Origin of the sequence: Synechococcus sp. MIT S9504 (genome assembly GCF_047497135.1) — a bacterium.
In the GTDB taxonomy this organism is placed as follows: Bacteria; Cyanobacteriota; Cyanobacteriia; order PCC-6307; family Cyanobiaceae; genus Synechococcus_C.
Genome location: NZ_CP138942.1, coordinates 773,345 through 796,023 on the forward strand (window position 1 = coordinate 773,345; position 22,679 = coordinate 796,023).

A 22,679-nucleotide genomic window follows, 5' to 3' on the forward strand; every position below is an offset into this window, starting at 1 on the left:
GCTTCAGCGATTCAAACGATGGCTGGTTCCAGCATCGATGGTGAGATCAGCCTGAAGCCGGCGTCCTTGATCTTCCGGTTCGAAACACGGGCATTCATGCTGCGTTCGCTAGTTGAACTGGAGTGGCTCCAGAGCACCGGAGGCAAGCCATCCTGATCGCAGATCAGGGTGGAGAGTTCTCTTCGGCTGAGCTGCATGTCGTCGACCAGGTTGTAGATGCCTGTCAGTTTCTGTTCGGATGCGAACTGCACGCCTCTGGCGATGTCGACAAGGCCGCTCCAGGCATTGATGGCATTGCCGTTCTTGGGCACCTGCTGCCCGGCGGCCTCGCGGATCATGCCCACCATGTCTCGACCGGGTCCATAGATCCCGCCCAGCCTCAGCACGCAGATCGAGGTGTCAGGGCGGTCAATGTCGAGCATCAGCTCTTCAGCTGACGCAAGCATGCTGTTCACCGGCGAGCTGGAGTCCACTGATGAGTGCTCCCACACCTCTGCTCCCTGCCGGTCTCCGTACACGCTGACGCTGCTGATGTATGTGATGTGCAGGGGTTGCGTGCTGGTTCTGCGCCTCAGTGCGCCGGCAAGATTGCGCATGCCTCGGGCGAACACATCGCTGTAGCCATCGTTCTGCCTGGTGGGTGCCACGCTGATCAGCAGGCCCTGCAGATCGGCAAGGAAGGAGAGGTCTGGATCTGCATCGGTGATGTCGAGCTGGCGGACGTCATCCATCAGTTGCCGCAGTTCGCGCACGTTCTCCACTGAACGAGTGGTGGCAGTCACGGCCTGACCGGCCCTTTTCATGCGCATGGCCACGGCGGTGCCAACGTATCCGCTGCCGATGACTCCGTATCTGAGGACCATGTTTGCTGTTCATGTCAACCTCTTTTAACGGATCTTGAACTGCCACTGTTGCAGCAGCGCTGACCGTTTGGCCGTTCTGTTGGTGCGGGCTTGCTGATGATGCGCGATCCATGATTGGCTGCCCTGATTGCGATGTGCAGTGAATGGACGACGAAAATCAGATGCAGCTGGAGCGCCTGCGCACTGTTCTTGAAGTGGCCAGGCGCAACGGCAATCAGCTGTTTATCGACAACATCGAGCGTGAGATCGCAGCCCTGGAACGTGGTGAGTGTTCTCCCATCGTTGAGGAGTACCTCACGGAGGAGGAACGTTCTTGAGCTTCAGCAGTGCCACATCAGCTCTGACGCATGCGCTGCTCAGGAATGCGGTGATGTTGGTGATGTTGACGGATCCCTCCTGGGCCGGTCTCGATCACTACACAGAGCTTGACCGGGTCAACGGCTGGCTGATTGAGCGCAAGCAGGGGGCCGATGGTGCTTTGAGCTGCCGCGCGTATCTGCCCTCAGGTGCGTCGTGGTTCAGCAGCAACATTCATCTGGATGTCAGCGGCGAGCTTATGGTGCCCGCAGGACGCCGCTTTGAAGGGGATCAACAAGAGCTCAAGGCGGTTCGTGAGGCATTAGACCGCTGCAGCCGTGATTTTCTTTATCTGCCGCGTTGAACCGCGCTGATCATGAATGATCAAAGCCTGCGAACCGGCACAACGGTCATTCCCACCGGTGCCAGGGCAATCAGGGCCAGCTTCATGTGCTGAATTCCGAAGGGGATGCCCACGATTGTCACAAAACAGGCCAGGGCGGAGGTCAGATGGCCGATCGCCAGCCACCATCCCGCCACCAGAAACCAGAGAACGTTGCCGATCAACCCCAGTGATCCGGTGCCCAGATCATCGCGGCCGCGCAGCTCCCTGCGGTTCACGGCTTTCTGGCCGAAGGGCCAGAGTGAGAAACGTCCGATCACGAAGCAGGAGCGTGCCCAGGGCAGCCCCACCACCGTGATCGCGCAGATCACTCCGGCCAGCCACCAGCCAAGAGCCATCATCAGACCGCCGAGCACGATCCAGAGAATGTTGAGCAAGGAACTCAGCATGGGAGCTGCTTCGAGAATCGCGATCTCTCCACACAATGATCCGCTTTCACGCATCCGCTGGAAATCGTGTTCAATTGCACCAGTTCATCAGCAGCGATGACGGCATCACCGGTTCAGCAGTTTCTCGAGCGTCTGGGCCGTGATCCGCTCCTGCAGGTCAAGGTCCAGGCGGCGGTTACCGCCGACGAGGTGGCCCGGCTGGCCCAGGAGCTCGGTTATGCCTTCTCCGGCAGCGACCTTCTGATGTTGTCTGGCCGCAGTGCGGCTGGGGTTCGCGTCACACGGGTGAATCACCCCGGTGAATATCCAGGTCGTTACTACTGAATTCAGCTGTTGTCATGGAGGTGCATTCGGTCACAGACAACTTCGCAGAGCTCTGACAATGTCGCTGGAATTTGAGATTTCAAGTGGCAGCCAGGTTCTTCAACAACGTTCCTGTCCGCTGCAAAAAAGGCTGCGAAGACAGATTCATCGCCGTGACGGAGCAATGGGTCAATCCCGAAGGGATGCTTGATGCCTACTGGGCCAGGACAGGCGAACGCTCCTACTGCTTTGTCGGTCTCTGGGAGAGCTAGGAGAGTCTGGTGGCAGCACGGCCTCAGATGATTAAACATCTCATCTCGGTGAGCGAGTTCTTCGAGGAGCTCTCGCCGGAGCTCGGAGTCACCGACCCTGCCTATGGCCCTGTCATCACCCACAAGCCTTGAATTGGCGACCCGGTCACACCATCGACGGCCAGTTCAACGGATCTTTTGTGCCGAGCTTTCAATTCACTGGATCCTGGCAGCTATGGAAAAAAAACGGTCTTTGAATCGCTTGGGTCATGGCATCAACCAATGACGAACAGAAATAGGCTCATTAGGATTAGATGCCATGCTTAAAGAAGATGATGAGTATCAATGAGGTCGCGTATGAACATGCGGGAACCAGTTATAAAGACTGTTTTATATATCCAGAATCGTTGGATAAGCCTGTCCCGATTGTGATTGTTATTCCTGATTATCATGGATTCACTCCATATGTTCAGGCAGAAGCGAGATGGTTGAGCGAGATGGGATTTGTTGGATATTGCGTTGATATTTATGGTGAACAAGCGATGCCAAAGTTATCAGAGGATGCAGCGAAGAAGGTCATGCCTCTGTTCAATAATCGTGCAGAGACTCTTGCGCGCACGCACGCTGCGCTGACGCACGCCTGCTCTCTGCAAGGAGTTGATTCGACCAGATCGGGTGTGATCGGCTTTTCCAGTGGAGGCCTGTTTGCTCTTGACATGGCACGTCGGATCAAGGGTATTCGAGCTGTTGCTTCCATTTGGGGAGTTGCCCTGCCATGGGAGCTCAAGCCAGCACCGATGATTGAATCCAATGTTGATGGAGCAAGTTTGCTGCTCATTCACGGAACCAAGGATGTCTTTAATCCTATGGAGTCAAATATGAATATGATCCGAGAGCTGGATGAAGCAGGAACTGATTATCAGCTCATACTCCTGGGAGGCAAAAAGCATGCCTTCAGTTTGAAAACCGAGGATAATTTAGAGGTGATTGGCGGAGAGGAGCCTCAGGCACTTCTTTATGATGAGTTGGCTGATCAACGTGCACATCACTATCTAAAACATTTTTTTTCAGAAGCTTTCGAGGAAAGCCCCAAGCAGGATTCATGAATCAGCTCTCTGGAGACAGGGCCTTTCGCTGATCAGGAACGACAGCTGTTTGCCCTGGCCTTGAATGCGTTTTGTGCTGCGTGGGCAACGTCCGGGAAACTTTTGTTTTCAGCTGCTGCTGGGATTGGTTGGAGTGTTGCTGTCGATCTGATGGCCTGACCCCTTGATTGGCTTTTCTTAGGTTCAGGGGACGACCTCATGGTTGCTATCACTGTCGTGATGCTGCCGCTGAAGCTTCGTCTACTGCTTGGACGCTCGAATTGTGATGAGGGCTCCGCTCTGGACCGTGATCAGCACACAAATCACCTTCAAATTTCAACATGCATGTCGCGATCGTTGTTGCGGGATCGATTGAGGCATGCAGCGCTTCTGTGCTGATACGCTCCACCTCCCTGCGTTGGTTGTTCAGTAAGCAGCGAGACTCTTCAGCTCGGTCAGGCCATTGATACGGTGGCTCTGCTGATCAAGCTGCAGATTGGGAACCAAAGTCTGATGCTGTGCTTGTTGAAGGCCATCGATTGTGATTCCGACTGATTCATTAAGTCATTCAGGTGTTCTGCAGCAGCCGGCGGATCTGCGTCAATGTGGACATACCCGACGATGCATTCCGCAATACGCCGTCGGGTTCGTCACAAGCGAACGCCCACCTCTGAACGGTCGCCCTGTGATCATGGCGAGGCGGTTTGCATTGTTGTTGCATCACTTGCACCGCATCGCCTGACAAATGCACCGTGTGCATCAGTCGATGACGTAATTCATCGGGTCGTCTCCGTTGAAGCTGCTGCAAGGGGTTTGTGCCCGGCCGCCGGGAAGCATTGTTTCTGGAATCAACCCATCCTTGAAGCCCTGACAGAGTTCAGCCGGTGGTCTGCTGTCTACCCAGTCCTGGAAGTCGAAATCACTCCATGCCATCAGTTGTGCCATCAACAGAATTTCCTGCATGCCGACTCAGCTCTCACTCCATTGCTAGCCGGCTGAGCCTGTTGATGGCTTGTTCTGATCGCAAGCTGGCGCGGCAGTGATCAAGGCTGTTTGCTCTGACGCAGGCTTGCGTATTGCTTACCGGGCCAGAAGAACAGTTTGAAGTTTGGATAAATCGCCAGGATGCCAAGGGTGATGATCAGAGACTGCATGCCAACAAAGGGAAACACCTCATACCCAGGCATCAGGCTGCTCAACACGGAAATGTAGAGCCAGTTTTTCTTTAAGCGTGGCCCCAGATCTCTCCATCGTCTCCAGGTGATCGGCAGCAAGAGAAAGATGTACAGAATCTCAGCCAGCAGCCACACTCTGACGGCGTGATCAGAGCTCCATTGTGTAATTGCCGTTGATAACTCCTCGTAAGAGCTGCTGAAGTAACCTCTGAAAATCAAGGCAAAACAAAGGAAGAGAATCAGTCCGCCAATGAATGACCTCAAGATGGCGCTACCCCAGTAATCAATGCGACCCATCTCACCATCAAAAGAGAAGAAAGAAGGCTTTTCTTTGGTCATATCAATCAGACCTCAGCTGAATGAACGCTACCTGATTTGACGCTGAAAAGCTCAGCTTCGCTTTGCTCGCTCATTGTTTGTTTTTGTCGTACAGGCAGATGTTGCGCGAAGCCGCAGCGGCGGCCTGCAACAGCTCGGCATAGAAAGGTTGACCGGCTTGCCCTGACAAGACACGCAGTACATGCATTTCATGCATCTGCATCATTTCTGGAGTGCTGAGCAAAACAGCGCCCATCAGTGTGACGGCGGCGCCGGCCAGGTCTGACTGGAAAGCCATCAAAGAGATTGCGTTGGAGATGTATCCGGTGTAATCAACCTCCGCATGTTCACTGCTCTCGTTGACCGGATGCAGTATTGCCTGTGACTTTGCTCATAGAGCAGGATCGAGTTCACTGGGAATGAGATTACGCGTGCAGTCTCCGTAATCAAAGTATTGCTTGTTGGTGAGTTGCTGTCTGGAAGCGGCTGTTCAGGCACAACGCACGGAACCTGGGAGATTACAAACAGGTTGTGAGAAGCTTTATCCGTTAAGTTGATGATTCAGGCCGTTGTCAAGATTGCTGAACAGATTTTCTGCCAACGAGACAAGATCAACTCAAGGCATTCGTCGTTCAGCTGCAAATAGCTGGCAACTGACAGGAAAAGATCAAAGCAGCAGTTAAGGACAAGGTTGTCGCGTCCACAGCCTGAAAAGCAGGGTTCAGCATCCCCACCGATGATATCAAAAGGGCCCAATCAATCCGAAGCTTCTGATCAAGAGCTTGATGGTGGCGCAGGTGGAGCTGCTGCACTGTGCGAAATATCTGTATTTAATTGCCGTATGAATCTTTAGACGTTTGTCAGAATTTTGACGATTTTAAAATATATGCTATACGAAAAGATGGAAGGCAGACGGCTCCAGTGCAGGCGGCAGCTTAAACACTCAAAGTCACTTCAATAGAAGAGGCTGTTTATTTTTTGATTGCCCCATTATTTGCATGGATTCAAATACAGTGCCCGGCGTGGCTGGGCCCAGTTGGCCGCAAGTCGATCGAATCAAACGCCTATTGATGTCTGCGGTCAATTGCTGAACCCAGGCGATTTTCCTTCAGCGGCAGCCAGCGATCTCGACACCCAGGCATGAGTGTCGACACAGATGCATGACTGGCTTTTGCTGCAGCCAGAGCTGCCTTATGCCAGGGCTAGGGCCTTCTTGTTTTCGTCTTGCACGCTTGTTTCAACAACGGGCGGGAACAGCATGAACACCAGACAGGTGAGGATTTCATCGAGACCGTCGTCATCAAGGGCCTGACGCGACGCTTGTCCTGAGATTGAGAGCCAGGCCAGCAGCGCTGCTCCATCGCTGTGATCCACTTTGGTCATTTCGCCCTGATCACCATCGACGGTTTCCATGCCATGACGGTCCTCCAGGATCGCCACAACCCTTTCCAGCAGGTGCTGGCGGTTGAGACCACCCTCCGCCTCCATTTCAACGAACAGGTCTGCCCCCTCGGTTTCAAAGCGGACGTTGTAGAGCTTCGCGGCCATTCGTCGCTCCTTGATGGATCCCTGTGCGGGTGTCTATGCAGTATCGGCAGGTCCGTTCCACACGGCAACGGAGGTCGACGTTCAGCTCACCCTTAGTTGCAGAAAAGTCTCGTCCACCTCAGTCGTGGCGCTGTCGTCCTCATGGCTGCTGCAGCAGTAGAGCAGGTTGATGATGCGCCCAATCTCAAGGTTCCGATCACCGACCTCTTGCCAGAGCCGGCGTGTCAATTCCTGATCGGCCAGAACGAATTGTGCGTCGACAAGCTTGCGGGCCATGCTGAAGCAGGTCTGACGGTCATTGCGGGCACGGCATTCCACTCCGGCCAGCACGGTTTGATTCAGCAGTTGCGTGGAGACCATTGCTTCGCTCAGGTCTGACGGCACGGCATCAACTCCCTGGTGCATCATGCTTGTCTCTCTCTTCGCTCAGTCTTCAGTCTGATTTGCACTTCAGGCGCGAGAATCGGTGTTCCTGCTCAGATCAGCTTCAGTGGCAAATGATCGGATGTATCGGGTGAGGGTTCTTCGCGACGATGGCGTTGAAGATGAGCTTACGCGCAGGTGCTACGGCACCTACGACGAGGCCTACGACGAACTCGAACGGTTTTATGCCGACCTCTGTTGTTCCGATGACCGTGTTGAGTATTCAATAACGATGGATGAGACTGGAATCTCGAGTTCCTAAGCATGCTCGGCATGGTTGCTTCATGCAGAAGACTTGATTGGTCTGAGCAGTCGAAGCACTTAAGGATTGACCCTCAGATCAGCAGGCCTGCATAGCAGCTGGTGACCACACCGTCTGCTGATGGGTATATCGCGAAGCCTACGTTGGCGTCTTCAAACACTGAGTTATTGGTGCTCAGGACGCTGCCGGGGATATCAAACAGGGTCCATTCCGCATCGCTGAAGCCTCCTTCCTTCAGACGTTTCACTTTGGCGATGGCTCCAATGCCGATAGAACCGTCTTCCGCGCTGATCGTCGCGGGCAGGGTGTACTCATCTTTGCCGTTGAAATAAATCCCTTCGAAGTGTGTTTCGATCGAGTCATCCCTTTCAATCTCGGAGCTGATCACGCCTTTGTCGATCAGCAGCTCATTAAGGGCATCGATGTCGTCATAGGAATAGGTGCGAAAGTTGCCGTACTGGCCAGTGATGGAGTCGTAGTCAATCAAGGTGGCCACACCGATGCCGTCAGCGTCCAACCCTGTATCGAGAGCAGCGCCGCCGGCGATCGTGTAACTGCTCGATGTGTTGTGCCAGATGCCATAAGCAGTTGTGGTTTTGTAATTCCCTGGGTAAGGGATGTCGCTGCATCGACCAGTGGCAGGGTCATAGAGAAAGGCCTGGATTGCTGTTTCGGAATCAGTGCTCGCATCGAAAAGGTCGTATCCACCAACTGCGAGATCACCGCTCACGCTGTGCAGAAAAGTGAAAGTGGCTTTGACTCCGTCTGGATTTGTCGGCCAGACGACTTGGAAATCGCTGGCATCCGGCTCGGCAGTCACCGGACCTTGATAGTAGAAACCCTTTCGATAATTCTGCTTGCTGTTAGCTGTTGTCTCACTGCTGTCTTGCCAGGAGCCAACCAGGTTGACGTTGCCATCCAGTCGCGGATTAACGCCATAAATGCTGGTGGCATCAATGTTATTGCGGCTCACGTCGTTGAAGATCGCATTCATCACGGTCCACACACCACTCCCGCTGCCACTGGCGGTCATTGCATGATTGATCGGACCGTAATAAACAGTGCCGTCGTCACCGCTTGTGCCAACGATGTAATAGTTATCACTCTGAACGGAGCCCTTGATGCCTTGCAGGCCAAACTTGTTGTAAAGCGAACTGGTCGTGTCGGTTGACGCGCCTGGCCCGGTGTAGAGGAATGGTGCAATCAGGTTGAGATTACTTGTGACACGTCCCATTGATATGCGGTTGGTGATGATCTTTATTGATACTGAATCCATGCCAATCCGGATTCAGGCTTCCACTTCAGATTGCAAAAGTCCGATGATAGTGCGGTGTTTTTTTAAAAATTCTTCAGCTTCAGGATGGATTCGTAATCATCACAAGCCAGATTTTGATCAATGATTAACGCTGATGTTGCAAGAGTTCCGTTTCGGTTTTATTTTGAGTGTTCAATCATTGTCAAGTGTCTGTCACCAGCATTTGCTCCGAGCTGGTCTCTCTGTCACACCCTTCCTTGACAACACCTTGCAGGCGCGAAGGATTCGATGTCCAACCGCACTGAATGAGTTGATGATTGAGGTGATTGTCTGAATCAGAACCCTAGCTAAAACGTCTGTTGATTTCTGTTGCTGCTGATTGGCTGATCTGCATTGATGCAGGAAGCTTTGGCTTGCTCGATATTCTTACGATTATTGATCTGCTTAACTACGCAACTGCAGGTTTCGTTGAGTTGACTCAGGAGTAATTGTTTCTCGGCCTGCTGATACTCCTTTCGCATGGCTGCGGCGCAGCTGCTGAAGATGATGTTGTCTTTGAAATCAGCCTGGGCAGGTTCAGTCGCGCTGAATGCGACCAGAGCAACAGTAATCGTGCTCAACACTCGTGCCATGGAGACTCACAATCTTTTGCTTCAGCGGTAGCTTAAACCCCGTAGTGCAGTTATCGGTGATTCACATCTGGTCATTGTTGCTTTCACCAAACGCTCACTTTTCGTTGTTGACATCGGCGAGGGTCGATCAGACCCATGGCTACGTTGACGCCTTTTAAAATGATCTTTGAATCCTCGTCGTGAGGGTTCAGACGAGGCAAGCCTGTTGATCAGAAGCGCTGTGTCATGTGCCGACAACTCACCGTCGATACCCCACTTCAGGCAAGACAGCGGTGCAGGGGACTGACTTCTCATCTGCAGAACGTACGATTGGATTCCTGTCACCCTAAAGTCAGCGAATGCGGACAAATAAGCAAACAAGCTGAAGAAATGCGGTCCTCTTTGAGTAAAAATCACCACCAGATTCGCTGAATCGCCGTCACCGGTCAGCAAAGGCTTACGGCAGAAAGCAGCCGCCTTACATGCGAACTCATCTCTGCGACCGCTCGGTTGGCTTGAGGATGGTGGATGTGGATAGGTCTGTACGCGACTGGGTAGGCATGTCTGGCATTGCTGGCCGCGCCTCGACGTTGTTGTCGCTTGTGGGAATTCGGTCTTGGTGAAAGCTTTTTGGCTTGAGGCGAGCTCCTTCTGCGTGGCATCACTGCATTAAAGGCGACAGTAAGCTATGCATCAGCAGATACAGAGTCACTCCAATCAGGACGGCAGGAAGTGTGAAACTCATTGAAATCCTCCGATTGTTTTGACTTTATAAGGGTCATTCGTGCTTTTAGTAGTCCTTGCAACACAAAACTTTGACGAGGTAATAATGCTTAGGGCTATATACTTAACAAGGTTTCTGTTGTTCAAGCTGAATTCTTTCTTGCGCTGATGTCAGGTTCCGGTGCTGATTGTTCTTGGATTCAATGGATCTGGACTGTTTGGCCAGGGCGTCGAAAGCAGATTTGTTTGTTGCTCTGAGGGTTACTGCAAAGGCCTTGCCTGATGAATCTGCGCGACAGAGCGGAGCATGTTCCCCGTGGGCGGTTTGGCGACGTCCACATCGAGCAGTGTCGAACCAGCAATCACAGCCACACCAACAATGGCGCAGGTCAGGCGGCAGCCATGCAGTTTGATCGTTTCGAGGATTCGCGCATCGCCGACACCAGCTGCGCTGATTGAGATCAAGATCAGCAGTACGAGAACAGTTGGCATAGATCAGATGCCGATAAGAACACCATCGCCTGACGTCCGTGGATACGGCTGCTGCGGATTCCACCACCTTCAGATGAAGGAAGGGTTCGTGACACCAGCTTGCCGTTGAGTACGGGGTTGATACCGTTAGTAAAATGAATTTTCATTCTTCAACCGATAACAATGGCTCAAGGATATCGCCCGCTCACCCTTGAAGAATTAGAGGCAGCTTCTGAGATCTTCTTTCCCCGCTTCAATCTGATTCTTGAACGTATGCCAGAAAAGGCAACAATCGAAGATACTCTTAATGTCATGGAGAAGGTTTTGAAGCTCGGTCATAAGCAGAGGCATGATCGCGAAAAGGCTCAGGAATTCAGTTTTGGAAGGCTCAGAAAATTTGGATTCATACAGAGCAACGTCAAGGCAGACGATGATGTTTAAATCACCACTTCTATTGAACTCTCAGCGGTTTAAGCGGATTTGATGATCAAAGCCGATTGTTGATTGATCATTGAATCAATAGTGCATTGATAGTTTGTTTGAATTAATTTCAAAGTCCGCCAAGCCTAATGCGGTCTTGCTGTTGGAGTTGTTGTGATTTTTTTTCTGATCTTCAACAGGTTCTCATTGTGATTGGCTTTGCCTTCAATGAAATCAATGTCATTGCTGTGATAAATGTGCCTAATTGTGTGATGTTCTTGCTGATGATTCTTTCTCTTTCCCTTAGTTTCCGCTCATCTAAACCCTGGATTTATGTCTGGTTTTCTCAAGGCTTTTGCGATGTTTCTCGTTAATTCAGCTTTATTGATTTGCCTCAGCCTGGGGCTACTTGTCACAGCATGTTCCAATCCAGGTGTTGCCCTGAACAGTCAACCTGTTGCCCTGGAATCTGTCTCAATGGAATCAGTGGATGCTGATCAGGCGCTTGATGACTCTGGTTCGCTGAACGATGCGATCAACGGCTCCGGACTCTGAGCTTGTGACTACTGAATGCATTTCAGCTGAATCTGAACAGGCCTTGGCTGACTTCCTTGATCAACCCCCATGTCATCGATGACTCCCCAGAACCGCAAATTCCCCTTAAGATCAGCACAAATACCTAGCTTTGAAGCCTTCTTCAATGGTCTCCTTCATCGTTCTCGGCACGGTCGTCGCTCTGACGATCTTTCTGAGGGCGACCAGTGAACTGGATTCTGAGGTCTGAGCACCCATGTGGTTAATCACGGTTTCATTGCTGACCGGTTTCACTGTTGTTGCTCTCGCCCTCTGAAAACAGGCAGAGCATTGCCACCAGCTGTTGGTGATCGCTGAGTTGTCTTGCTGTCTTCGGCTTGGCACAGCTGAATGTTCTCTCCAGGCTTAGCCTTCAGGACTAATTGCACCGTTCCCATGGGCCTGATCGGTTGGTTGTTGCAATGGCCCGTCCGTGCTGTGGTTCTGCTCCTTGTGGCAGCGATGCCTTTGGGGGTTGAACTGGCCGGGTTCCAGGCGGCTCTCTCGTCAGCCGTCGCGATTGGATTGCTTGGCACTCTGCTGATCCTGCCTTTGAAATTTGTGCTGGCGCTTCCCTGGGCGGTGACCAGTCTTGGCGGATTGATTGCCCCGGTCAGCTGGTTGTTCGACTGGTTAATCACCGTGATTCTGTTCAGTCTGGCCGCAGCGTTGATTGATGGTTTTCGCTTGAAGGACGGACTGCGAAGTGCTGTGCTCGGTGCCGTGGCCTACAGCGTCATCAGCGCTGTATTCATCCGTGTTCTCGGGCTCGCCGACGTTGGGGTGATCCGGGCCGCTGCCGGAGGCTGAGGCCTCGCTTCCTCGAGCGAATGCAGTTCGATCGGGAAGATAAGCAAATACACCTGGTTACACAGCTTTACAAAGCGCCTATGATTGTTTACAGAAGTTTACGGTTTTGATGACTGATTATTCCGCGGCGATCTACGGCCTTATTGCGTTTGCCTCTGTCATCACGGCAGGAGTCGTTTACGTGCTTGCTCAGCCCACAGATCTCCCTTCGTCTAGAAAGGCCACGAATTGATGATGTCGACAGCACTACTCCCTTTTGTCTACGCAACTGCATGTGCATTTGTTTTGTTGTCTGCATTCCGTAGCCTTTCATTGGCATTCAGGCGTCAAAACAGAAAAGCTGACAGAACAGGTTTGAAAACCACACACCCGGAGTTACTGGATGAAAATGGCTTCATCACCAGGGAAGAATTGCTTGTTGTCCACTTCGGTGGATTCGATGGCAATCCTTTCTCAGTTAATGCGTAATCGTGGATGCTGATCTGATGGAAGTTCTTACAGCGATTGCAATTCTTCCTTTTGTTGCCGCACTGGCGATAGGTGCACGTCAGGCAGAACGTGAGGAAGATTAATTCTCATCCTGAGAAGTACTCTCAGCCTTTTGATGCATCCCCGGGTCTGCATAAGAATCATTCATGTTGACTCTTGCATTCTGCGGAATGCTTGCATTGATGAATGCGGTTCTTATTATGCTTGCTCTATTTGTTGATAAAATATTTGTTTGACATTATTGTTTCACACTATCATTTGCCTCAATATTCTTGTTTTAACTGTTTTTGCGATTGTCGAACCAGTTTTAATTCAAACAAATTAAAAGTATTGCCGAAAAGCTTTGAAGTTTCACGGCAATACGGGTCAGATCCAGAGTGTTTGTTGCTGGAGGCTTAAATTCTGGTATCAATTTGTCATGGACAGTGTCAAGACTTGATTGGATCTCTGGAGATATTCACGCTTGGAGTTCTTGAATTCTTGATGGCACGTTCTAGCAATTCATCCGCAGATTGCTGGGTGATCAGACGTTTGCCTGATCTGATGAACTGTTCGCCAAGATCAGAGGGGTGAATAGCCATGGCAGGTCTTGCGACGACCTATGTGCTAACGCAGGTTATGACCACTCTGAAGGGTGTATAACCGCACCCCTGAATCAACAGTTGCTCGACAAGTTCTTTTGGACCTCTGAACGCATATGACTCAGTAAAGAGGACAAGACATGCTGGTGCCTCTTGCCACAGACATGCCGTTCAGCTTGGAAAGGCCAATGGCCTGGAAACTTTTGAACCATCTTTCAACAGCTTCCCTCTCTTCTTCGTTGCAACGTTCAAGGATTTCGCGCTGCAGGACCTGTCGAATCTGTGAGTCCATTACAAAACTTCATGCCAACAGATTCTGGCGAATTCTCCTTGTGCGATTCGTTGGCTTGATTACGGAAGGATGTTCTAAATGCTGCTGAGATCTGGGTTTTGAGCATTTTTACTCAGCCCTGAAATTCCTTTGTTGCGCGGGTCGATGTGGGCTTGGCGTCATAACTTTGCTTTGAGTTCTTCGGTCGTGAGGCTTTTGAGATGGTTGAGATACGCCTGTTGCATCATTTCAGCCGGACTGATGCCGATCTCCCTGCAGTAAGCACGATATTTTGCGAAGACCTGATTAACCAGATTTTCTTTTTCGTTCATTGAGCCATCCATTGAACGCTGAAGAACATGGTGAAGCAGCTTGTGCAGATTTGGGCAAAAAGAAACCCCCGCCAAAGGCAGGGGTTCAGAAAGATCATCGTGAGTGTGTCCTTGTTTCCACCACGTGAGCTTTTCTCCTCACGAAAGTAATTTAGCCGTGCAACTGGCACTGTGCCACTTGTTCGCAGGACGGTCTCTTGAATGGCACAGAGAAGCTGCTAGAACTCGGTTGGTTGGTTCTCCTCACAGAGACTCCAACTCCTCACACCCACTGAAGGCCCTTTGGGCCTTTTTTTTTGCGGATTGGGAACCATCCCCTTTCATTCCTTGTTCAGCTGGATTGTGCCATGCACACCACTGCTGGTGCTTTTCAATAAAAAAGCCTGCCACTGGGGCAGGCCGGGTGATGGGGTCTCCAAAGCTAGATCGCCGAAACGCTAGATGCAGGGGTTTGCCCCGAGTGTTTCAAGACTGTTAATAGTTCAGGCAATTCTGAAGGGTGTCTTTAAAAGCTCCACATATGTGGTCTGCGCATTACCGTTTCCACCAGCGCCACAAGATGTGGTGCAAACAGCCGGGTGATGGGGATTGCTGGGCTTGAGGGGTGAACCGCTCCATGTCTGGGGCGGTTCTTTTGTTTGCATCTGTCGCTTCATTGCTGGCGGGCCTGCCGGGGCAATGGTCTTGAACTTGAAGAAGACCATTGCTGATGAGCTGCCACCAAGCAACTTGCCTCTGCAGACGTTGCTGTCCAGTGGTTGCTGGAGATAAAGCGTTGATCAGGCTGCGCGCTTGTCGTCTTTGAGCCAGATGTTTCGCCTGCTGTCAGGTAGGCGTACAACCGATCTTTCGTAACGACTGCGGCAGCTCTGCCTGAGGAGGTGCTGTTCTGCTTCCTGTAGAAGGATTGTCAATCTTTGATCCGTCATCACTGAGTCACAAAGGGCTTCATCATTGAGAAGCAGCCCGCTTGATTGTCAAGGGATTTGATTGTGAGTTCTTTGTTAACTCTTCCACAAAGTGATCCGGATCGCTTGTGGCATTTTTGCTCAGCCCTGAACGTAACGCAATCTTTACAACGTGAAGCGAAGGTTACATGGTTGGGACTTGCAAATCTTTGCTTCTTCGTGTTGCTCTTTTATGAGATGAGAGGCCAGACTGTTTTCATCCAGGAGTAGGTATGGCTCGTCGTCGCGTCTTCCCAAGTCCTGAGACAAGGGCGGCTCAGAAACTCTATGAATCGCTGATTGTGACCGGGGTTGGCATTGCTTTGATCGGTATGGTCACCACTTGCTATCTGGCCTTGTCCGAAGCTGCGAGTGCCCCCTTTAATGCCTGGATTGACGGCAGAGCGTTTTTTTGAAATCGGATTTCATATCTCACCGGTTCCATCCCGCTGAATGTCCCCTATCGGTATCACTCTGCAGATTCTAAATTTTCATCATAGGGAACAATTTAGATGATTAACATTCGCTTGATTGATGTTACCCCAGAGTTTTAGACCAATTATTGCGAAGCTGCATCTCAATGGCTCATTCCAGTCGCATCTGCTTGACTTCAAAGGGGTCCACCATCGATGCCCTGGGAGGTGGTCAGTACAGAGTCTGCGATCAAAGCCGAAGCTGCACAGTCACCGAAGGGCTCTGGGCTGCCTATGAATCCTTGCGTGAGCTCGAGCAAAAACGCGTCCAGTGAGTCAGTTATCTGCTTCGAGTTGCTTGAATTGTTCAGAAATTGGGGCAATCAGAGCCTTTGATTCCTCTTCACTGAGATTGAGGTTTTCGGCTGCCCTCTCGATCAGAGCTTCAAGTGCTCGTCGCTTGTTGTGATCAGTCATACCAGTTTTCTAGCGAGTCTTGCCTGCCGACGCACAACTCGCGTGCTTAAGACCACACATTTTGCTTATCGATCCAGTCGTGATGAGCGCGTCAATTTTTACTCTGAACTGGTTCGTACCGCAGGTTGAGGTCATCACCCAAAACCATTAAGAAAGTGATCTCTGACTGGAACGAGAGGAGATGACAGGTCTGTTCCTCTTCATTGGTTCCATAGCAATAGGTGTCGAAATCAGATGGATCTCTCTCTGATTCGAACACCTCGCCGTTCCTCAGCACAAATCTTGTCATCATCGTTTGAACCCATGATGGTTTGGTAGCCAGAGGGCACTAATGAGTCATGTCATTGTGCAGACCAGGTCCTGATCTTCTGACAAGCTTGCATGCTTGTTCTTGTCACGACCGCCTCTCAGCTGAGCTGGTGTTGTTTGGCCTCAGCGTTGTGTGAGCAGAGGGTTTTTGACCTGCGCATGCCAGACAGCCCCCATTGATGCGATAGGGGGCGAGATGTCCTCTCAGGCAACAGCTTCCACGAAAAAACAAGACCTGTCCTAGTTCTCGAGCATGGGCATCGGTCAACGGAAGTCGAAGCCAGCTGTCCGGTACTTGCCCCTTCAACGCTTCGCGCTGACGTTCAGCGTCATCTCGTCTCTGACGTTCTTCACGGTCATTCTTGGCGCAGACACCCTCGACCTGCAGCTCTCTGGAACAAACCAGACAAGCTGTGATCACTGGTTTCTTGCGTGCTGTGTTCTTTGAAAGCTTGTCACCGGGCACCTCTCTTTCTCTGCCACAGCTGCAACGGCACCACCAAAAGGCGTTTCCACTTTTGGTACGCCGTCCGGAAGCGCGAACCACAGTTAATCGGCCGTAGATCTCACCAACACGGTTGCGGGGTTGCGATGGCATGCCAATCTCCACATCTCAAAGATGTAGCAGCGGCCTCAGGTTCAAGCTTTATTTTTCGTCTTTCGTCAGGTCGACACCAATCTCTTTCATTGCACTGACGGTGTCATTGACTGAGGGCACCACTGCAACCCGCCTTTTGAGTTTGTCCAGAGGTTGAAGTAACCAGGTCCAGACAGACGATTTTTTGCCTCGTTTTTGGGTCTCCAAGTGTTCGGTTCATCACCATCATTAATTTAGCGCGTCTTTTTCGTACCGTTGTCGATCCTGTCAGCCTCTTGGCAGATCTGCTTGGCTGATTGACTCTTGGATCCACAGCTCTTGAATATTTATCTTCACTAACCTCTGAACCACAATCAAATTCCCCCCCTGATCTGATCAATCACGTTAGTTTTAGCGTTAAGAAGTCGACCGACAATTCGTGTTGTTTCGCCCTCACCCACATTCAGGTCTGAAAGCTCCTGAAATTTATTGAAGAAGAGCTGATCAATTTCTTCGCAAAACGTGTCGTAAAAGATCGAAAGAGCTTTTTTTTTGTCATCGCCATAGAGTCTTTCCAATGTCATCAATCAGGTAATTACAACCTACTGTATCAAAAGTCAGTCTGGATGAGTGGAATTGCTGCGTTGCTCCAGTTGAAACTCATCAAATAGAGCTGATGCTGCCAGTGTTTGTTTTTTGGCAATTAGATGTTCAATGCGATTGGACAGCCACTGCTCCAATCGGTCAATGTTTTCACCTGACCAAATAAAGGTTGGCAGCACTTAACAAAGCTCCCTTGACTTTGAGATCTTTTCATCTTGTCAACAGCTGGGGCTGTTGATGTTTTTGATGCGGTCCTCATGAATAATCTCCCAAGTCCCATCTTGATGGGTGATTAGGAAATATTCTTCGGAAATTTTTATTAGCTTATTTTTAATCATTGTAATAACATACTTTCTTGTAGGCTTTTGAAAGTGTGCCGATTGATACTGTCTGTTGATGTTTTTGCTTCTTTGCTTCTGGGTCTGTGATGGATCCCTCTCTTTCAACTCTTTGCTACACGAATCCGGCCACTCGCGACACCTGATGTGGTCTCATTCATTTCAGGTCAGTCGATTTTCTTGGCCGAAGGTTGAAGAGCCGATTGCTTATCCGCGATTGGCTTGATTTGATTGATGGAGATTCCTCCTTTCAATTCGAATCAGGCACGTTGGGCTGGTGAGGACTAGGGATGGTTTCACCAGCGCAACGCATTCAGATCTCTCTCTGTTGCGTACCTCGACAACGGTCAGGCTTTGATCAGGTGTAGAGTTGTCAAGTTTTATTTGCCTGAAAGTCATGAGCGAAGAAACATCGAATCAATTTTCCTCTGACTTGTGCCTACTGATTTTGCGTGTGTCAGCAGGCGTTCTAATGATTCACCATGGTTTTGAGAAGCTGCAGGATCCTGCTGGGTTTACCTCATTTATTGTTGATCAGTATTTTTCATTCCTGCCTTTTGATCATGTCCTCTGGACATATCTGGCTGCCTACACTCAGATTATCGGATCGGTTGTTCTCATCTTTGGGATTGCAACTCGTCCTGCCGTGATTGGTTTGCTGTCGACCATGCTGTTCGCCATGACCTTTCATCTTCTGGATACAGGCCTTCAAGGTGCTCCATTTGCAGTTGTTGAAGCCCACAACTATGAATTTGAGACTTCAGCGCTGTACCTGTTTATTTTCCTTGTTCTTGCCATTGCCGGACCAGGTTCGCTGAGTCTGTCCAGGATCTATCGAGATCGATTTCCGCAACCTCTCCAAGGCTTTGTGTGAACGGCTGATCACTCTTTTGTCACCGAAACGTCGCAGCAGCCACGTTTTGGCACTGAGTATTTCTACCATAAACTAGCCCACCTGCGCAGAAAGCCCTCCATTTGGGAGGGCTTTTTACTGGGTTTCTGCAAGCATCTGGTCAATTGCGCGTCGAGCCGCAGCATCGGCAGCCTTCAGTGATGGATATTCTCTGCCGAGTTGTTTGAGGTGTCCCTTCGGCGAACCAAGCACGAGATATCCAGGTCCACCAGTCATTTCTTTAATGACATAAGCCATGCCTTTGTGCTCGTATCGACCCTGGAGCATCGAACAGTTGTTGATCATTAATCATCCTTTAGCAGATTTATGGCTTTTTGACCGTCTCATATGGCGTCTGGCTTGATCGGCTCCATCTTCTCTGTTGCAGACGAGTCATTGATTGACGACCTGAGACTCGTTGGATCTGAATGATTGAAAATTTTACATTTGTTCGCGGAAATTTAGCCACAATCTTGTTTTGGAAAGGTTTGACTGACTGGCTTAGGGATGTGCGCCTTCGTATTGCTTGAGTCACTGACACGACCTTTTAGAGTTGTCCTTGCTGGCAGCAGTCGAGTGATTGCTTGTTATTTGCTGCTGATTCGGTCGAGAATATTGAGCTCGATCCATTGCCTGGTCTGAGCTCTTTCCTTTTTTAAAGGTGTCGGATTGGAAAGAGCTCTGAGGTCGACATTGCTTTTGTAGACAGAGGGTATGTACGAATCTTCCATCAATCTACGCAGAAGAGTGTTTTTAATATATTGATCTCTCGCGAACGTGATAACGACTGAAATGATGAAAGCTGGTGGAAGTGTGGCGATCAGGATGCTCGAAAAGTCGGCGGTTTCTGTAAACTTTGGAAGAATATATATAATATTGAAGATCAGTAATATGGCTGCATATATTTTGTTGCTCAAGAGTCCTTCTTCGAGCTTCTTTCCCAGCTTTCTTGGTGTGGTTAGATTGAATTTCATCAGAATTGTCTATTTTAATTAATCTAATTAAGTCTCTCTGTTGTTGATGCAAAAAACATCACATTCAGTCTGGACATTCAGTTTGAGCGGTGAGCCTCAGTTCGCTCCTGTTTCTGGTGGATGCCGCCGCAGGCGATGATCAACTGCGTTGCTTGTGTCCATGGCTCTTGATCAGTTGAAGGCGTTTCTGGTTCTGATGCAGAACGATCCAGATCTGAAAGACGCCGTGCTTGCCTCCTCCACTGCTGATGATGTGGCCAGGATCGCTGCTGATCTTGGCTACGAATTCGCCGGCGATGAACTGTTGCGCTTTTCTGGTCAGAAAGTTGGACGTGTCACTGTCTCTAAACGTGAAACACCTGGGGAATACAACTGAAGGGTGGTGTCTGTCACGCTTTTGCCTCTCGCGCGTTCAGCACGTTGTCGTTCAGACCTGTCGACGATGAAAACCGTTGCTTAACTAAGCAAACCCTTGATGGGAGCAACCACTGATGTCATCTGCTGTTGCCCCTCTGGATGCTTCAGCCACTGTCGTGGCAATTGGCGATGTTCACGGTTGTGCCACCAGATTGATGCTGGCGCTTCTTCCCCACTTTCATACGGGGGCTGAACTGATGTTCCTCGGGGATCTGTTTGATCGGTCACCCGAGCCTGAAGGCGATGCCAGGGTGATCGAGCTGGTGCGATCCTTGCAGGCCGACCCACCTGCCTATGGACTTTCGGCCGTCACGGTTCTGCGCGGCAACCATGAGCAGATGTTGCTTGATGCGATCGATGAGCAGAGGCCTGGTGGTGCCATCCAGCTTTGGATGCGCAATGGCGGCAACCATGACTTCCTTGCGACCGCCCGTGAGCATCGCGATTGGTTAGATGCTCTCCCTTTATCTGCAATTCGAGGCTCGTATCTCTTTGTTCATGCAGGTGTCAGGCCAGGTGTTCCTCTGGATCAGCAGCTGGATAGCGATCTGCTCTGGATCCGTTCACCTTTTCTGGAGTGTGAGCATGGATTGCCTTACACAGTGGTGCATGGGCACTCCATCAGTCGCGATTTTGCCGTGACGCGTTTGCCACACCGTATCGGTATAGACACCGGTGCTTTCCTCAGCGGCAGGCTCACTGCTCTGCCACTACGGATATGAAGCAACTACCCGGGCGCAGTCGCCCTGCCTGGCTTCAGCAGTTGCTTGGTTTTGCTGCACTGGTCATCGTCACGGTCTGGATGGTGACGCTTTTGCCGGTACTGCTGATTGTTGGTTTGATCGCAGCGGTTCTGTTGATTCCGGTGCTCAAGCAGATCGGTCAGGAAATGGATCACCTTGATCGAAGTCAAAGGGGTGAACCTTCCCCACCCAGGGATGTGACGCCCTGGCATCGACGGATCTGGAATCGCTGGAACAGCCGCTGATTCGGAAGATCCGTGTTTCTTTACCGTCAGCTGTTGTCATCATCGGCTTAGAACAGCAACTGTCTCCTCCCGTGGGCTCCAGTGACCCCCTCTTCCAGGCCAGCTCCATTGCTGCAGCGATCGAGCAGTTGGCTGATCAGCTCACTCCATCTGTGATTCGTGCAGCCCGTGCAGACCAGCAAGGATGTGCAGATCTCGATCGCATTGAGTACGCTCTCGGAACCATCGGTAAAGCATTAATCCTGACGGATTACGCCATTGACCAGGAAAAGGACATCGACAAACTCCAGGCTTTCAGAGAGTCTCAGCAGGGCTGAGTCGTTTAAGAATGATTCATCTCTGAAACCGATCATCATCACCATGCCTCTGATCAATCTGCGCACATCTCTTGCTTCTGTCGATCGTCGCGATGAGCTGCTGCTTGAGCTTTCAGCCAAGCTGGCCGAGCTGACCGGCAAACCTGAGGATTACGTGATGACACTCCTCGAGACCGATGTGCCGATGACCTTCGGCGGTAGCTCCGCTCCTGCCGCATTCGTTGAGATCAAGTCAATTGGGGCCCTATACCCTCCTGCGATGACGGCGGCATTCTCTGAGCTGATCACGGCTCGAACTGGGATTCCTGCCGACAGGATCTACATCAGCTTCGATGACGTTCCTGCAAGTGCCTTGGGTTGGAATGGAAGCACTTTCGGCTGACGCGTTTTCTGTCTGTTGCACTGGCCGCTGCGCCCAGTTGTCCATAACCTGAACGGCCATACATCGTTTTCATGGCGGTTCTCGGGCGTCAGGCCATCTTGCGGGCGATCGACAATGGTGCCATCAGCATCACACCGTTCATTCCGGAGCATGTGGGCCCTGCATCGGTGGATCTCACCCTTGCCAGCAGTTTCCGGGTGTTTCGCAAAGTGCATGAAATTGTCGATGTGAATGAACACACCGACTACCGCGCGTTCACCGACAAGGTGGACATCGCAGAGGGCGAGCACATCCTGATGATGCCGGGTGAAACCATCCTGGGGATCACTGAAGAGCGTCTGAGGCTGGGCCCCGGACTGTGTGGATGGCTGGAGGGCCGCAGCCGCTTTGCTCGTCTTGGATTGATGGTGCACATCAGTGCTCCTTTCATGGGCCCTGGCATCGATAGCCAGCAGGTTCTGGAGATGAGCAATTTCGGTCCAGCTCCGCTCGCCGTTCATCCTGGAACAGCCATCTGTCAATTCATCTTTCAGACCCTCGATGGCGAGGAAAATTACCAAGGACGATTCGCGGGACAGAATCAGAGCAGTTTTTGAACCATCCTCGACGCGTCAGTCAGTGATACCGCAAGCGATGCGAGCACCTCCACCTCCGAGGGGAGGAACGTCGCTGTAGGTGTCTCCACCGGCATGCACGATCAGAGCCCGCCCGTGCAAATCAGCTGTTCTCAGCCGCGGAGCCACAACTTCGGTGGTCGTGCTGCCGTCGGCATTCACAATCAGACGACTGAGATCACCTCGGTGCCCATCGCCGAAAGGACCGCTGTGCCTGTTGGTGTTGTCGGGATCCCAGTGGCCCTCGGCTGCGAGCCCTGGGATGCTGACGTTTTCGTCGTTGATTGCCGCCTGACAGGACGAGCCTGCATGGAGATGGAAACCATGTTCGCCTTCGCTCAGGCTGGTAAGGGACGGTGTGAGCACAAGTCCGTTCTTGCTGTCGCTGGCCAGAACCGTGCCGATCGACTCACCGACTCCGTCTTTGGAGATGGTGTGGATGTCAATTTCCAGTGTCTTGGCCTGAACTTGCCCGGGCAGCAACAGGGCGACGCACAGGGCCAGCAATGAGGCGAGAAGACGCATTGAAAACATCCATTTCGGGCCATTCTGCTCCTGTGACTTGATCGCTGTGATCA

Annotated in this window: 34 protein-coding genes; 19 read left to right on the forward strand and 15 right to left on the reverse strand. The window is 51.2% G+C overall.

Annotation, left to right across the window (positions count from 1 at the left end; all coding sequences use genetic code 11):
* Nucleotides 1-11: 11 nt before the first annotated feature.
* Nucleotides 12-863 carry an NAD-dependent epimerase/dehydratase family protein gene (locus SIB58_RS04525; RefSeq protein WP_066909379.1) on the reverse strand — a complete coding sequence of 284 codons (852 nt, stop codon included), beginning with the start codon at nt 861-863 and terminating at the stop codon, nt 12-14.
* 143 nt (nt 864-1,006) lie between these two features.
* Here SIB58_RS04525 and SIB58_RS04530 point away from each other — a divergent pair, with 143 nt between their 5' ends.
* Together SIB58_RS04530 and SIB58_RS04535 are read left to right on the forward strand one after the other, a co-directional pair.
* Nucleotides 1,007-1,180 (forward strand): hypothetical protein, encoded by a 174-nt coding sequence (locus SIB58_RS04530; protein WP_186539997.1) that lies wholly within the window; start codon nt 1,007-1,009, stop codon nt 1,178-1,180.
* Entirely contained in the window at nt 1,177-1,524 is a 348-nt protein-coding gene (locus SIB58_RS04535) for a hypothetical protein (RefSeq protein ID WP_082823371.1), read from the forward strand. Before SIB58_RS04530 ends, SIB58_RS04535 begins: the two co-directional genes overlap by 4 nt.
* 20 nt (nt 1,525-1,544) lie before the next feature.
* Here the strand turns inward: SIB58_RS04535 and SIB58_RS04540 are convergent, their stop codons facing one another.
* A complete protein-coding gene (locus SIB58_RS04540) occupies nt 1,545-1,952 on the reverse strand; it encodes a YccF domain-containing protein (RefSeq protein ID WP_066909744.1) in 408 nt (135 codons plus the stop codon).
* A gap of 96 nt (nt 1,953-2,048) precedes the next feature.
* Here SIB58_RS04540 and SIB58_RS04545 point away from each other — a divergent pair, with 96 nt between their 5' ends.
* The 3 genes from SIB58_RS04545 (at nt 2,049) to SIB58_RS04555 (ending at nt 3,612) form a co-directional block, all read left to right on the forward strand.
* Entirely contained in the window at nt 2,049-2,276 is a 228-nt protein-coding gene (locus SIB58_RS04545; RefSeq protein WP_067326568.1) for a Nif11-like leader peptide family natural product precursor, read from the forward strand.
* A gap of 83 nt (nt 2,277-2,359) precedes the next feature.
* Nucleotides 2,360-2,527, forward strand: coding sequence for a hypothetical protein (locus SIB58_RS04550; RefSeq protein WP_231857131.1), 168 nt, complete (start codon nt 2,360-2,362; stop codon nt 2,525-2,527).
* A gap of 386 nt (nt 2,528-2,913) precedes the next feature.
* Nucleotides 2,914-3,612 carry a dienelactone hydrolase family protein gene (locus tag SIB58_RS04555; protein ID WP_074159335.1) on the forward strand — a complete coding sequence of 233 codons (699 nt, stop codon included), beginning with the start codon at nt 2,914-2,916 and terminating at the stop codon, nt 3,610-3,612.
* A 738-nt stretch (nt 3,613-4,350) separates the two neighbouring features.
* Here SIB58_RS04555 and SIB58_RS04560 read toward each other — a convergent pair.
* The 5 genes from SIB58_RS04560 to SIB58_RS04580 all read right to left on the reverse strand — a co-directional run bounded on the left by SIB58_RS04560 (nt 4,351) and on the right by SIB58_RS04580 (nt 7,016).
* Nucleotides 4,351-4,554 carry a hypothetical protein gene (locus tag SIB58_RS04560; protein ID WP_066909391.1) on the reverse strand — a complete coding sequence of 68 codons (204 nt, stop codon included), beginning with the start codon at nt 4,552-4,554 and terminating at the stop codon, nt 4,351-4,353.
* 80 nt (nt 4,555-4,634) lie between these two features.
* Nucleotides 4,635-5,105: a DUF805 domain-containing protein gene (locus tag SIB58_RS04565; RefSeq protein ID WP_066909394.1), complete on the reverse strand. Its 471-nt coding sequence runs from the start codon at nt 5,103-5,105 to the stop codon at nt 4,635-4,637.
* A gap of 70 nt (nt 5,106-5,175) precedes the next feature.
* On the reverse strand, nt 5,176-5,382 hold the full coding sequence (locus SIB58_RS04570) for a hypothetical protein (protein ID WP_067326571.1): 207 nt from the start codon (nt 5,380-5,382) through the stop codon (nt 5,176-5,178).
* An 893-nt stretch (nt 5,383-6,275) separates the two neighbouring features.
* Nucleotides 6,276-6,632 (reverse strand): hypothetical protein, encoded by a 357-nt coding sequence (locus tag SIB58_RS04575; RefSeq protein ID WP_066909403.1) that lies wholly within the window; start codon nt 6,630-6,632, stop codon nt 6,276-6,278.
* Nucleotides 6,633-6,713: 81 nt separating this feature from the next.
* Complete coding sequence (locus SIB58_RS04580; RefSeq protein WP_231884180.1) at nt 6,714-7,016, reverse strand: hypothetical protein; 303 nt, start codon at nt 7,014-7,016, stop codon at nt 6,714-6,716.
* 106 nt (nt 7,017-7,122) lie between these two features.
* Here SIB58_RS04580 and SIB58_RS04585 point away from each other — a divergent pair, with 106 nt between their 5' ends.
* A complete protein-coding gene (locus tag SIB58_RS04585) occupies nt 7,123-7,317 on the forward strand; it encodes a hypothetical protein (protein WP_369813439.1) in 195 nt (64 codons plus the stop codon).
* Nucleotides 7,318-7,390: 73 nt separating this feature from the next.
* Here SIB58_RS04585 and SIB58_RS04590 read toward each other — a convergent pair whose 3' ends face one another.
* Nucleotides 7,391-8,551, reverse strand: coding sequence for a hypothetical protein (locus SIB58_RS04590; RefSeq protein ID WP_067326576.1), 1,161 nt, complete (start codon nt 8,549-8,551; stop codon nt 7,391-7,393).
* Between the two features lie 1,616 nt (nt 8,552-10,167).
* On the reverse strand, nt 10,168-10,398 hold the full coding sequence (locus SIB58_RS04595) for a hypothetical protein (protein ID WP_067326582.1): 231 nt from the start codon (nt 10,396-10,398) through the stop codon (nt 10,168-10,170).
* Between the two features lie 162 nt (nt 10,399-10,560).
* On the opposite strand from SIB58_RS04595, the gene SIB58_RS04600 reads away from it, so the two are divergent.
* From SIB58_RS04600 to SIB58_RS04615, 4 genes are all read left to right on the forward strand, one after another.
* Complete coding sequence (locus SIB58_RS04600) at nt 10,561-10,818, forward strand: hypothetical protein (protein WP_066909418.1); 258 nt, start codon at nt 10,561-10,563, stop codon at nt 10,816-10,818.
* Between the two features lie 312 nt (nt 10,819-11,130).
* The gene (locus SIB58_RS04605) at nt 11,131-11,352 is read left to right on the forward strand and encodes a hypothetical protein (RefSeq protein ID WP_067326585.1); all 222 of its coding nucleotides are present in this window, start codon (nt 11,131-11,133) and stop codon (nt 11,350-11,352) included.
* A gap of 414 nt (nt 11,353-11,766) precedes the next feature.
* Nucleotides 11,767-12,180, forward strand: coding sequence for a phage holin family protein (locus SIB58_RS04610; protein WP_066909421.1), 414 nt, complete (start codon nt 11,767-11,769; stop codon nt 12,178-12,180).
* Between the two features lie 234 nt (nt 12,181-12,414).
* Nucleotides 12,415-12,648, forward strand: a complete 234-nt coding sequence (locus SIB58_RS04615) for a DUF2973 domain-containing protein (RefSeq protein WP_066909747.1) — start codon at nt 12,415-12,417, stop codon at nt 12,646-12,648.
* 1,052 nt (nt 12,649-13,700) lie between these two features.
* On the opposite strand, the gene SIB58_RS04620 is transcribed toward SIB58_RS04615, so the two are convergent.
* The gene (locus SIB58_RS04620; RefSeq protein ID WP_156486682.1) at nt 13,701-13,928 is read right to left on the reverse strand and encodes a hypothetical protein; all 228 of its coding nucleotides are present in this window, start codon (nt 13,926-13,928) and stop codon (nt 13,701-13,703) included.
* A gap of 1,105 nt (nt 13,929-15,033) precedes the next feature.
* Here SIB58_RS04620 and SIB58_RS04625 point away from each other — a divergent pair.
* The gene (locus SIB58_RS04625) at nt 15,034-15,216 is read left to right on the forward strand and encodes a hypothetical protein (protein ID WP_066909427.1); all 183 of its coding nucleotides are present in this window, start codon (nt 15,034-15,036) and stop codon (nt 15,214-15,216) included.
* Nucleotides 15,217-15,404: 188 nt separating this feature from the next.
* Complete coding sequence (locus tag SIB58_RS04630) at nt 15,405-15,548, forward strand: hypothetical protein (protein WP_197461160.1); 144 nt, start codon at nt 15,405-15,407, stop codon at nt 15,546-15,548.
* A gap of 536 nt (nt 15,549-16,084) precedes the next feature.
* On the opposite strand, the gene SIB58_RS04635 is transcribed toward SIB58_RS04630, so the two are convergent.
* The 3 genes from SIB58_RS04635 to SIB58_RS04645 form a co-directional block, all read right to left on the reverse strand.
* Nucleotides 16,085-16,597, reverse strand: coding sequence for an early protein (E6) (locus SIB58_RS04635; protein WP_066909750.1), 513 nt, complete (start codon nt 16,595-16,597; stop codon nt 16,085-16,087).
* A 353-nt stretch (nt 16,598-16,950) separates the two neighbouring features.
* Nucleotides 16,951-17,160, reverse strand: coding sequence for a hypothetical protein (locus SIB58_RS04640; protein WP_066909437.1), 210 nt, complete (start codon nt 17,158-17,160; stop codon nt 16,951-16,953).
* 33 nt (nt 17,161-17,193) lie between these two features.
* Complete coding sequence (locus SIB58_RS04645) at nt 17,194-17,358, reverse strand: hypothetical protein (protein ID WP_156486683.1); 165 nt, start codon at nt 17,356-17,358, stop codon at nt 17,194-17,196.
* A 556-nt stretch (nt 17,359-17,914) separates the two neighbouring features.
* On the opposite strand from SIB58_RS04645, the gene SIB58_RS04650 reads away from it, so the two are divergent.
* The gene (locus SIB58_RS04650; protein WP_074159336.1) at nt 17,915-18,391 is read left to right on the forward strand and encodes a DoxX family protein; all 477 of its coding nucleotides are present in this window, start codon (nt 17,915-17,917) and stop codon (nt 18,389-18,391) included.
* A gap of 114 nt (nt 18,392-18,505) precedes the next feature.
* Here the strand turns inward: SIB58_RS04650 and SIB58_RS04655 are convergent, their stop codons facing one another.
* Nucleotides 18,506-18,697 (reverse strand): hypothetical protein, encoded by a 192-nt coding sequence (locus tag SIB58_RS04655; RefSeq protein ID WP_156486684.1) that lies wholly within the window; start codon nt 18,695-18,697, stop codon nt 18,506-18,508.
* Nucleotides 18,698-19,543: 846 nt separating this feature from the next.
* Here SIB58_RS04655 and SIB58_RS04660 point away from each other — a divergent pair.
* From SIB58_RS04660 to dcd, 6 genes are all read left to right on the forward strand, one after another.
* Complete coding sequence (locus SIB58_RS04660) at nt 19,544-19,759, forward strand: Nif11-like leader peptide family natural product precursor (RefSeq protein WP_066909452.1); 216 nt, start codon at nt 19,544-19,546, stop codon at nt 19,757-19,759.
* A 115-nt stretch (nt 19,760-19,874) separates the two neighbouring features.
* Nucleotides 19,875-20,522 carry a metallophosphoesterase family protein gene (locus SIB58_RS04665; protein ID WP_066909455.1) on the forward strand — a complete coding sequence of 216 codons (648 nt, stop codon included), beginning with the start codon at nt 19,875-19,877 and terminating at the stop codon, nt 20,520-20,522.
* On the forward strand, nt 20,519-20,788 hold the full coding sequence (locus SIB58_RS04670) for a hypothetical protein (RefSeq protein ID WP_066909458.1): 270 nt from the start codon (nt 20,519-20,521) through the stop codon (nt 20,786-20,788). Before SIB58_RS04665 ends, SIB58_RS04670 begins: the two co-directional genes overlap by 4 nt.
* Before the next feature lie 71 nt (nt 20,789-20,859).
* Nucleotides 20,860-21,105, forward strand: coding sequence for a hypothetical protein (locus SIB58_RS04675; protein WP_066909461.1), 246 nt, complete (start codon nt 20,860-20,862; stop codon nt 21,103-21,105).
* A gap of 43 nt (nt 21,106-21,148) precedes the next feature.
* The gene (locus SIB58_RS04680; RefSeq protein ID WP_066909464.1) at nt 21,149-21,487 is read left to right on the forward strand and encodes a phenylpyruvate tautomerase MIF-related protein; all 339 of its coding nucleotides are present in this window, start codon (nt 21,149-21,151) and stop codon (nt 21,485-21,487) included.
* Between the two features lie 71 nt (nt 21,488-21,558).
* Nucleotides 21,559-22,083 (forward strand): dCTP deaminase, encoded by a 525-nt coding sequence (gene dcd / locus SIB58_RS04685; RefSeq protein WP_066909467.1) that lies wholly within the window; start codon nt 21,559-21,561, stop codon nt 22,081-22,083.
* A 15-nt stretch (nt 22,084-22,098) separates the two neighbouring features.
* Here the strand turns inward: dcd and sodC are convergent, their stop codons facing one another.
* Nucleotides 22,099-22,626 (reverse strand): superoxide dismutase family protein, encoded by a 528-nt coding sequence (gene sodC / locus SIB58_RS04690; protein ID WP_067326670.1) that lies wholly within the window; start codon nt 22,624-22,626, stop codon nt 22,099-22,101.
* Nucleotides 22,627-22,679 lie beyond the last annotated feature (53 nt).

Bases quoted from the DNA above. Each gene is read 5' to 3' on its own strand.
- SIB58_RS04525 (WP_066909379.1), bottom strand. From the start codon at position 863: ATGGTCCTCAGATACGGAGTCATCGGCAGCGGATACGTTGGCACCGCC.
- SIB58_RS04530 (WP_186539997.1), top strand. From the start codon at position 1,007: ATGGACGACGAAAATCAGATGCAGCTGGAGCGCCTGCGCACTGTTCTT.
- SIB58_RS04540 (WP_066909744.1), bottom strand. From the start codon at position 1,952: ATGCTGAGTTCCTTGCTCAACATTCTCTGGATCGTGCTCGGCGGTCTG.
- SIB58_RS04545 (WP_067326568.1), top strand. From the start codon at position 2,049: ATGACGGCATCACCGGTTCAGCAGTTTCTCGAGCGTCTGGGCCGTGAT.
- SIB58_RS04560 (WP_066909391.1), bottom strand. From the start codon at position 4,554: ATGCAGGAAATTCTGTTGATGGCACAACTGATGGCATGGAGTGATTTC.
- SIB58_RS04565 (WP_066909394.1), bottom strand. From the start codon at position 5,105: ATGACCAAAGAAAAGCCTTCTTTCTTCTCTTTTGATGGTGAGATGGGT.
- SIB58_RS04570 (WP_067326571.1), bottom strand. From the start codon at position 5,382: ATGGCTTTCCAGTCAGACCTGGCCGGCGCCGCCGTCACACTGATGGGC.
- SIB58_RS04575 (WP_066909403.1), bottom strand. From the start codon at position 6,632: ATGGCCGCGAAGCTCTACAACGTCCGCTTTGAAACCGAGGGGGCAGAC.
- SIB58_RS04590 (WP_067326576.1), bottom strand. From the start codon at position 8,551: ATGGGACGTGTCACAAGTAATCTCAACCTGATTGCACCATTCCTCTAC.
- SIB58_RS04595 (WP_067326582.1), bottom strand. From the start codon at position 10,398: ATGCCAACTGTTCTCGTACTGCTGATCTTGATCTCAATCAGCGCAGCT.
- SIB58_RS04600 (WP_066909418.1), top strand. From the start codon at position 10,561: ATGGCTCAAGGATATCGCCCGCTCACCCTTGAAGAATTAGAGGCAGCT.
- SIB58_RS04605 (WP_067326585.1), top strand. From the start codon at position 11,131: ATGTCTGGTTTTCTCAAGGCTTTTGCGATGTTTCTCGTTAATTCAGCT.
- SIB58_RS04610 (WP_066909421.1), top strand. From the start codon at position 11,767: ATGGGCCTGATCGGTTGGTTGTTGCAATGGCCCGTCCGTGCTGTGGTT.
- SIB58_RS04615 (WP_066909747.1), top strand. From the start codon at position 12,415: ATGTCGACAGCACTACTCCCTTTTGTCTACGCAACTGCATGTGCATTT.
- SIB58_RS04625 (WP_066909427.1), top strand. From the start codon at position 15,034: ATGGCTCGTCGTCGCGTCTTCCCAAGTCCTGAGACAAGGGCGGCTCAG.
- SIB58_RS04635 (WP_066909750.1), bottom strand. From the start codon at position 16,597: ATGCCATCGCAACCCCGCAACCGTGTTGGTGAGATCTACGGCCGATTA.
- SIB58_RS04640 (WP_066909437.1), bottom strand. From the start codon at position 17,160: ATGACATTGGAAAGACTCTATGGCGATGACAAAAAAAAAGCTCTTTCG.
- SIB58_RS04650 (WP_074159336.1), top strand. From the start codon at position 17,915: ATGAGCGAAGAAACATCGAATCAATTTTCCTCTGACTTGTGCCTACTG.
- SIB58_RS04655 (WP_156486684.1), bottom strand. From the start codon at position 18,697: ATGCTCCAGGGTCGATACGAGCACAAAGGCATGGCTTATGTCATTAAA.
- SIB58_RS04660 (WP_066909452.1), top strand. From the start codon at position 19,544: ATGGCTCTTGATCAGTTGAAGGCGTTTCTGGTTCTGATGCAGAACGAT.
- SIB58_RS04665 (WP_066909455.1), top strand. From the start codon at position 19,875: ATGTCATCTGCTGTTGCCCCTCTGGATGCTTCAGCCACTGTCGTGGCA.
- SIB58_RS04670 (WP_066909458.1), top strand. From the start codon at position 20,519: ATGAAGCAACTACCCGGGCGCAGTCGCCCTGCCTGGCTTCAGCAGTTG.
- SIB58_RS04680 (WP_066909464.1), top strand. From the start codon at position 21,149: ATGCCTCTGATCAATCTGCGCACATCTCTTGCTTCTGTCGATCGTCGC.
- dcd (WP_066909467.1), top strand. From the start codon at position 21,559: ATGGCGGTTCTCGGGCGTCAGGCCATCTTGCGGGCGATCGACAATGGT.
- sodC (WP_067326670.1), bottom strand. From the start codon at position 22,626: ATGCGTCTTCTCGCCTCATTGCTGGCCCTGTGCGTCGCCCTGTTGCTG.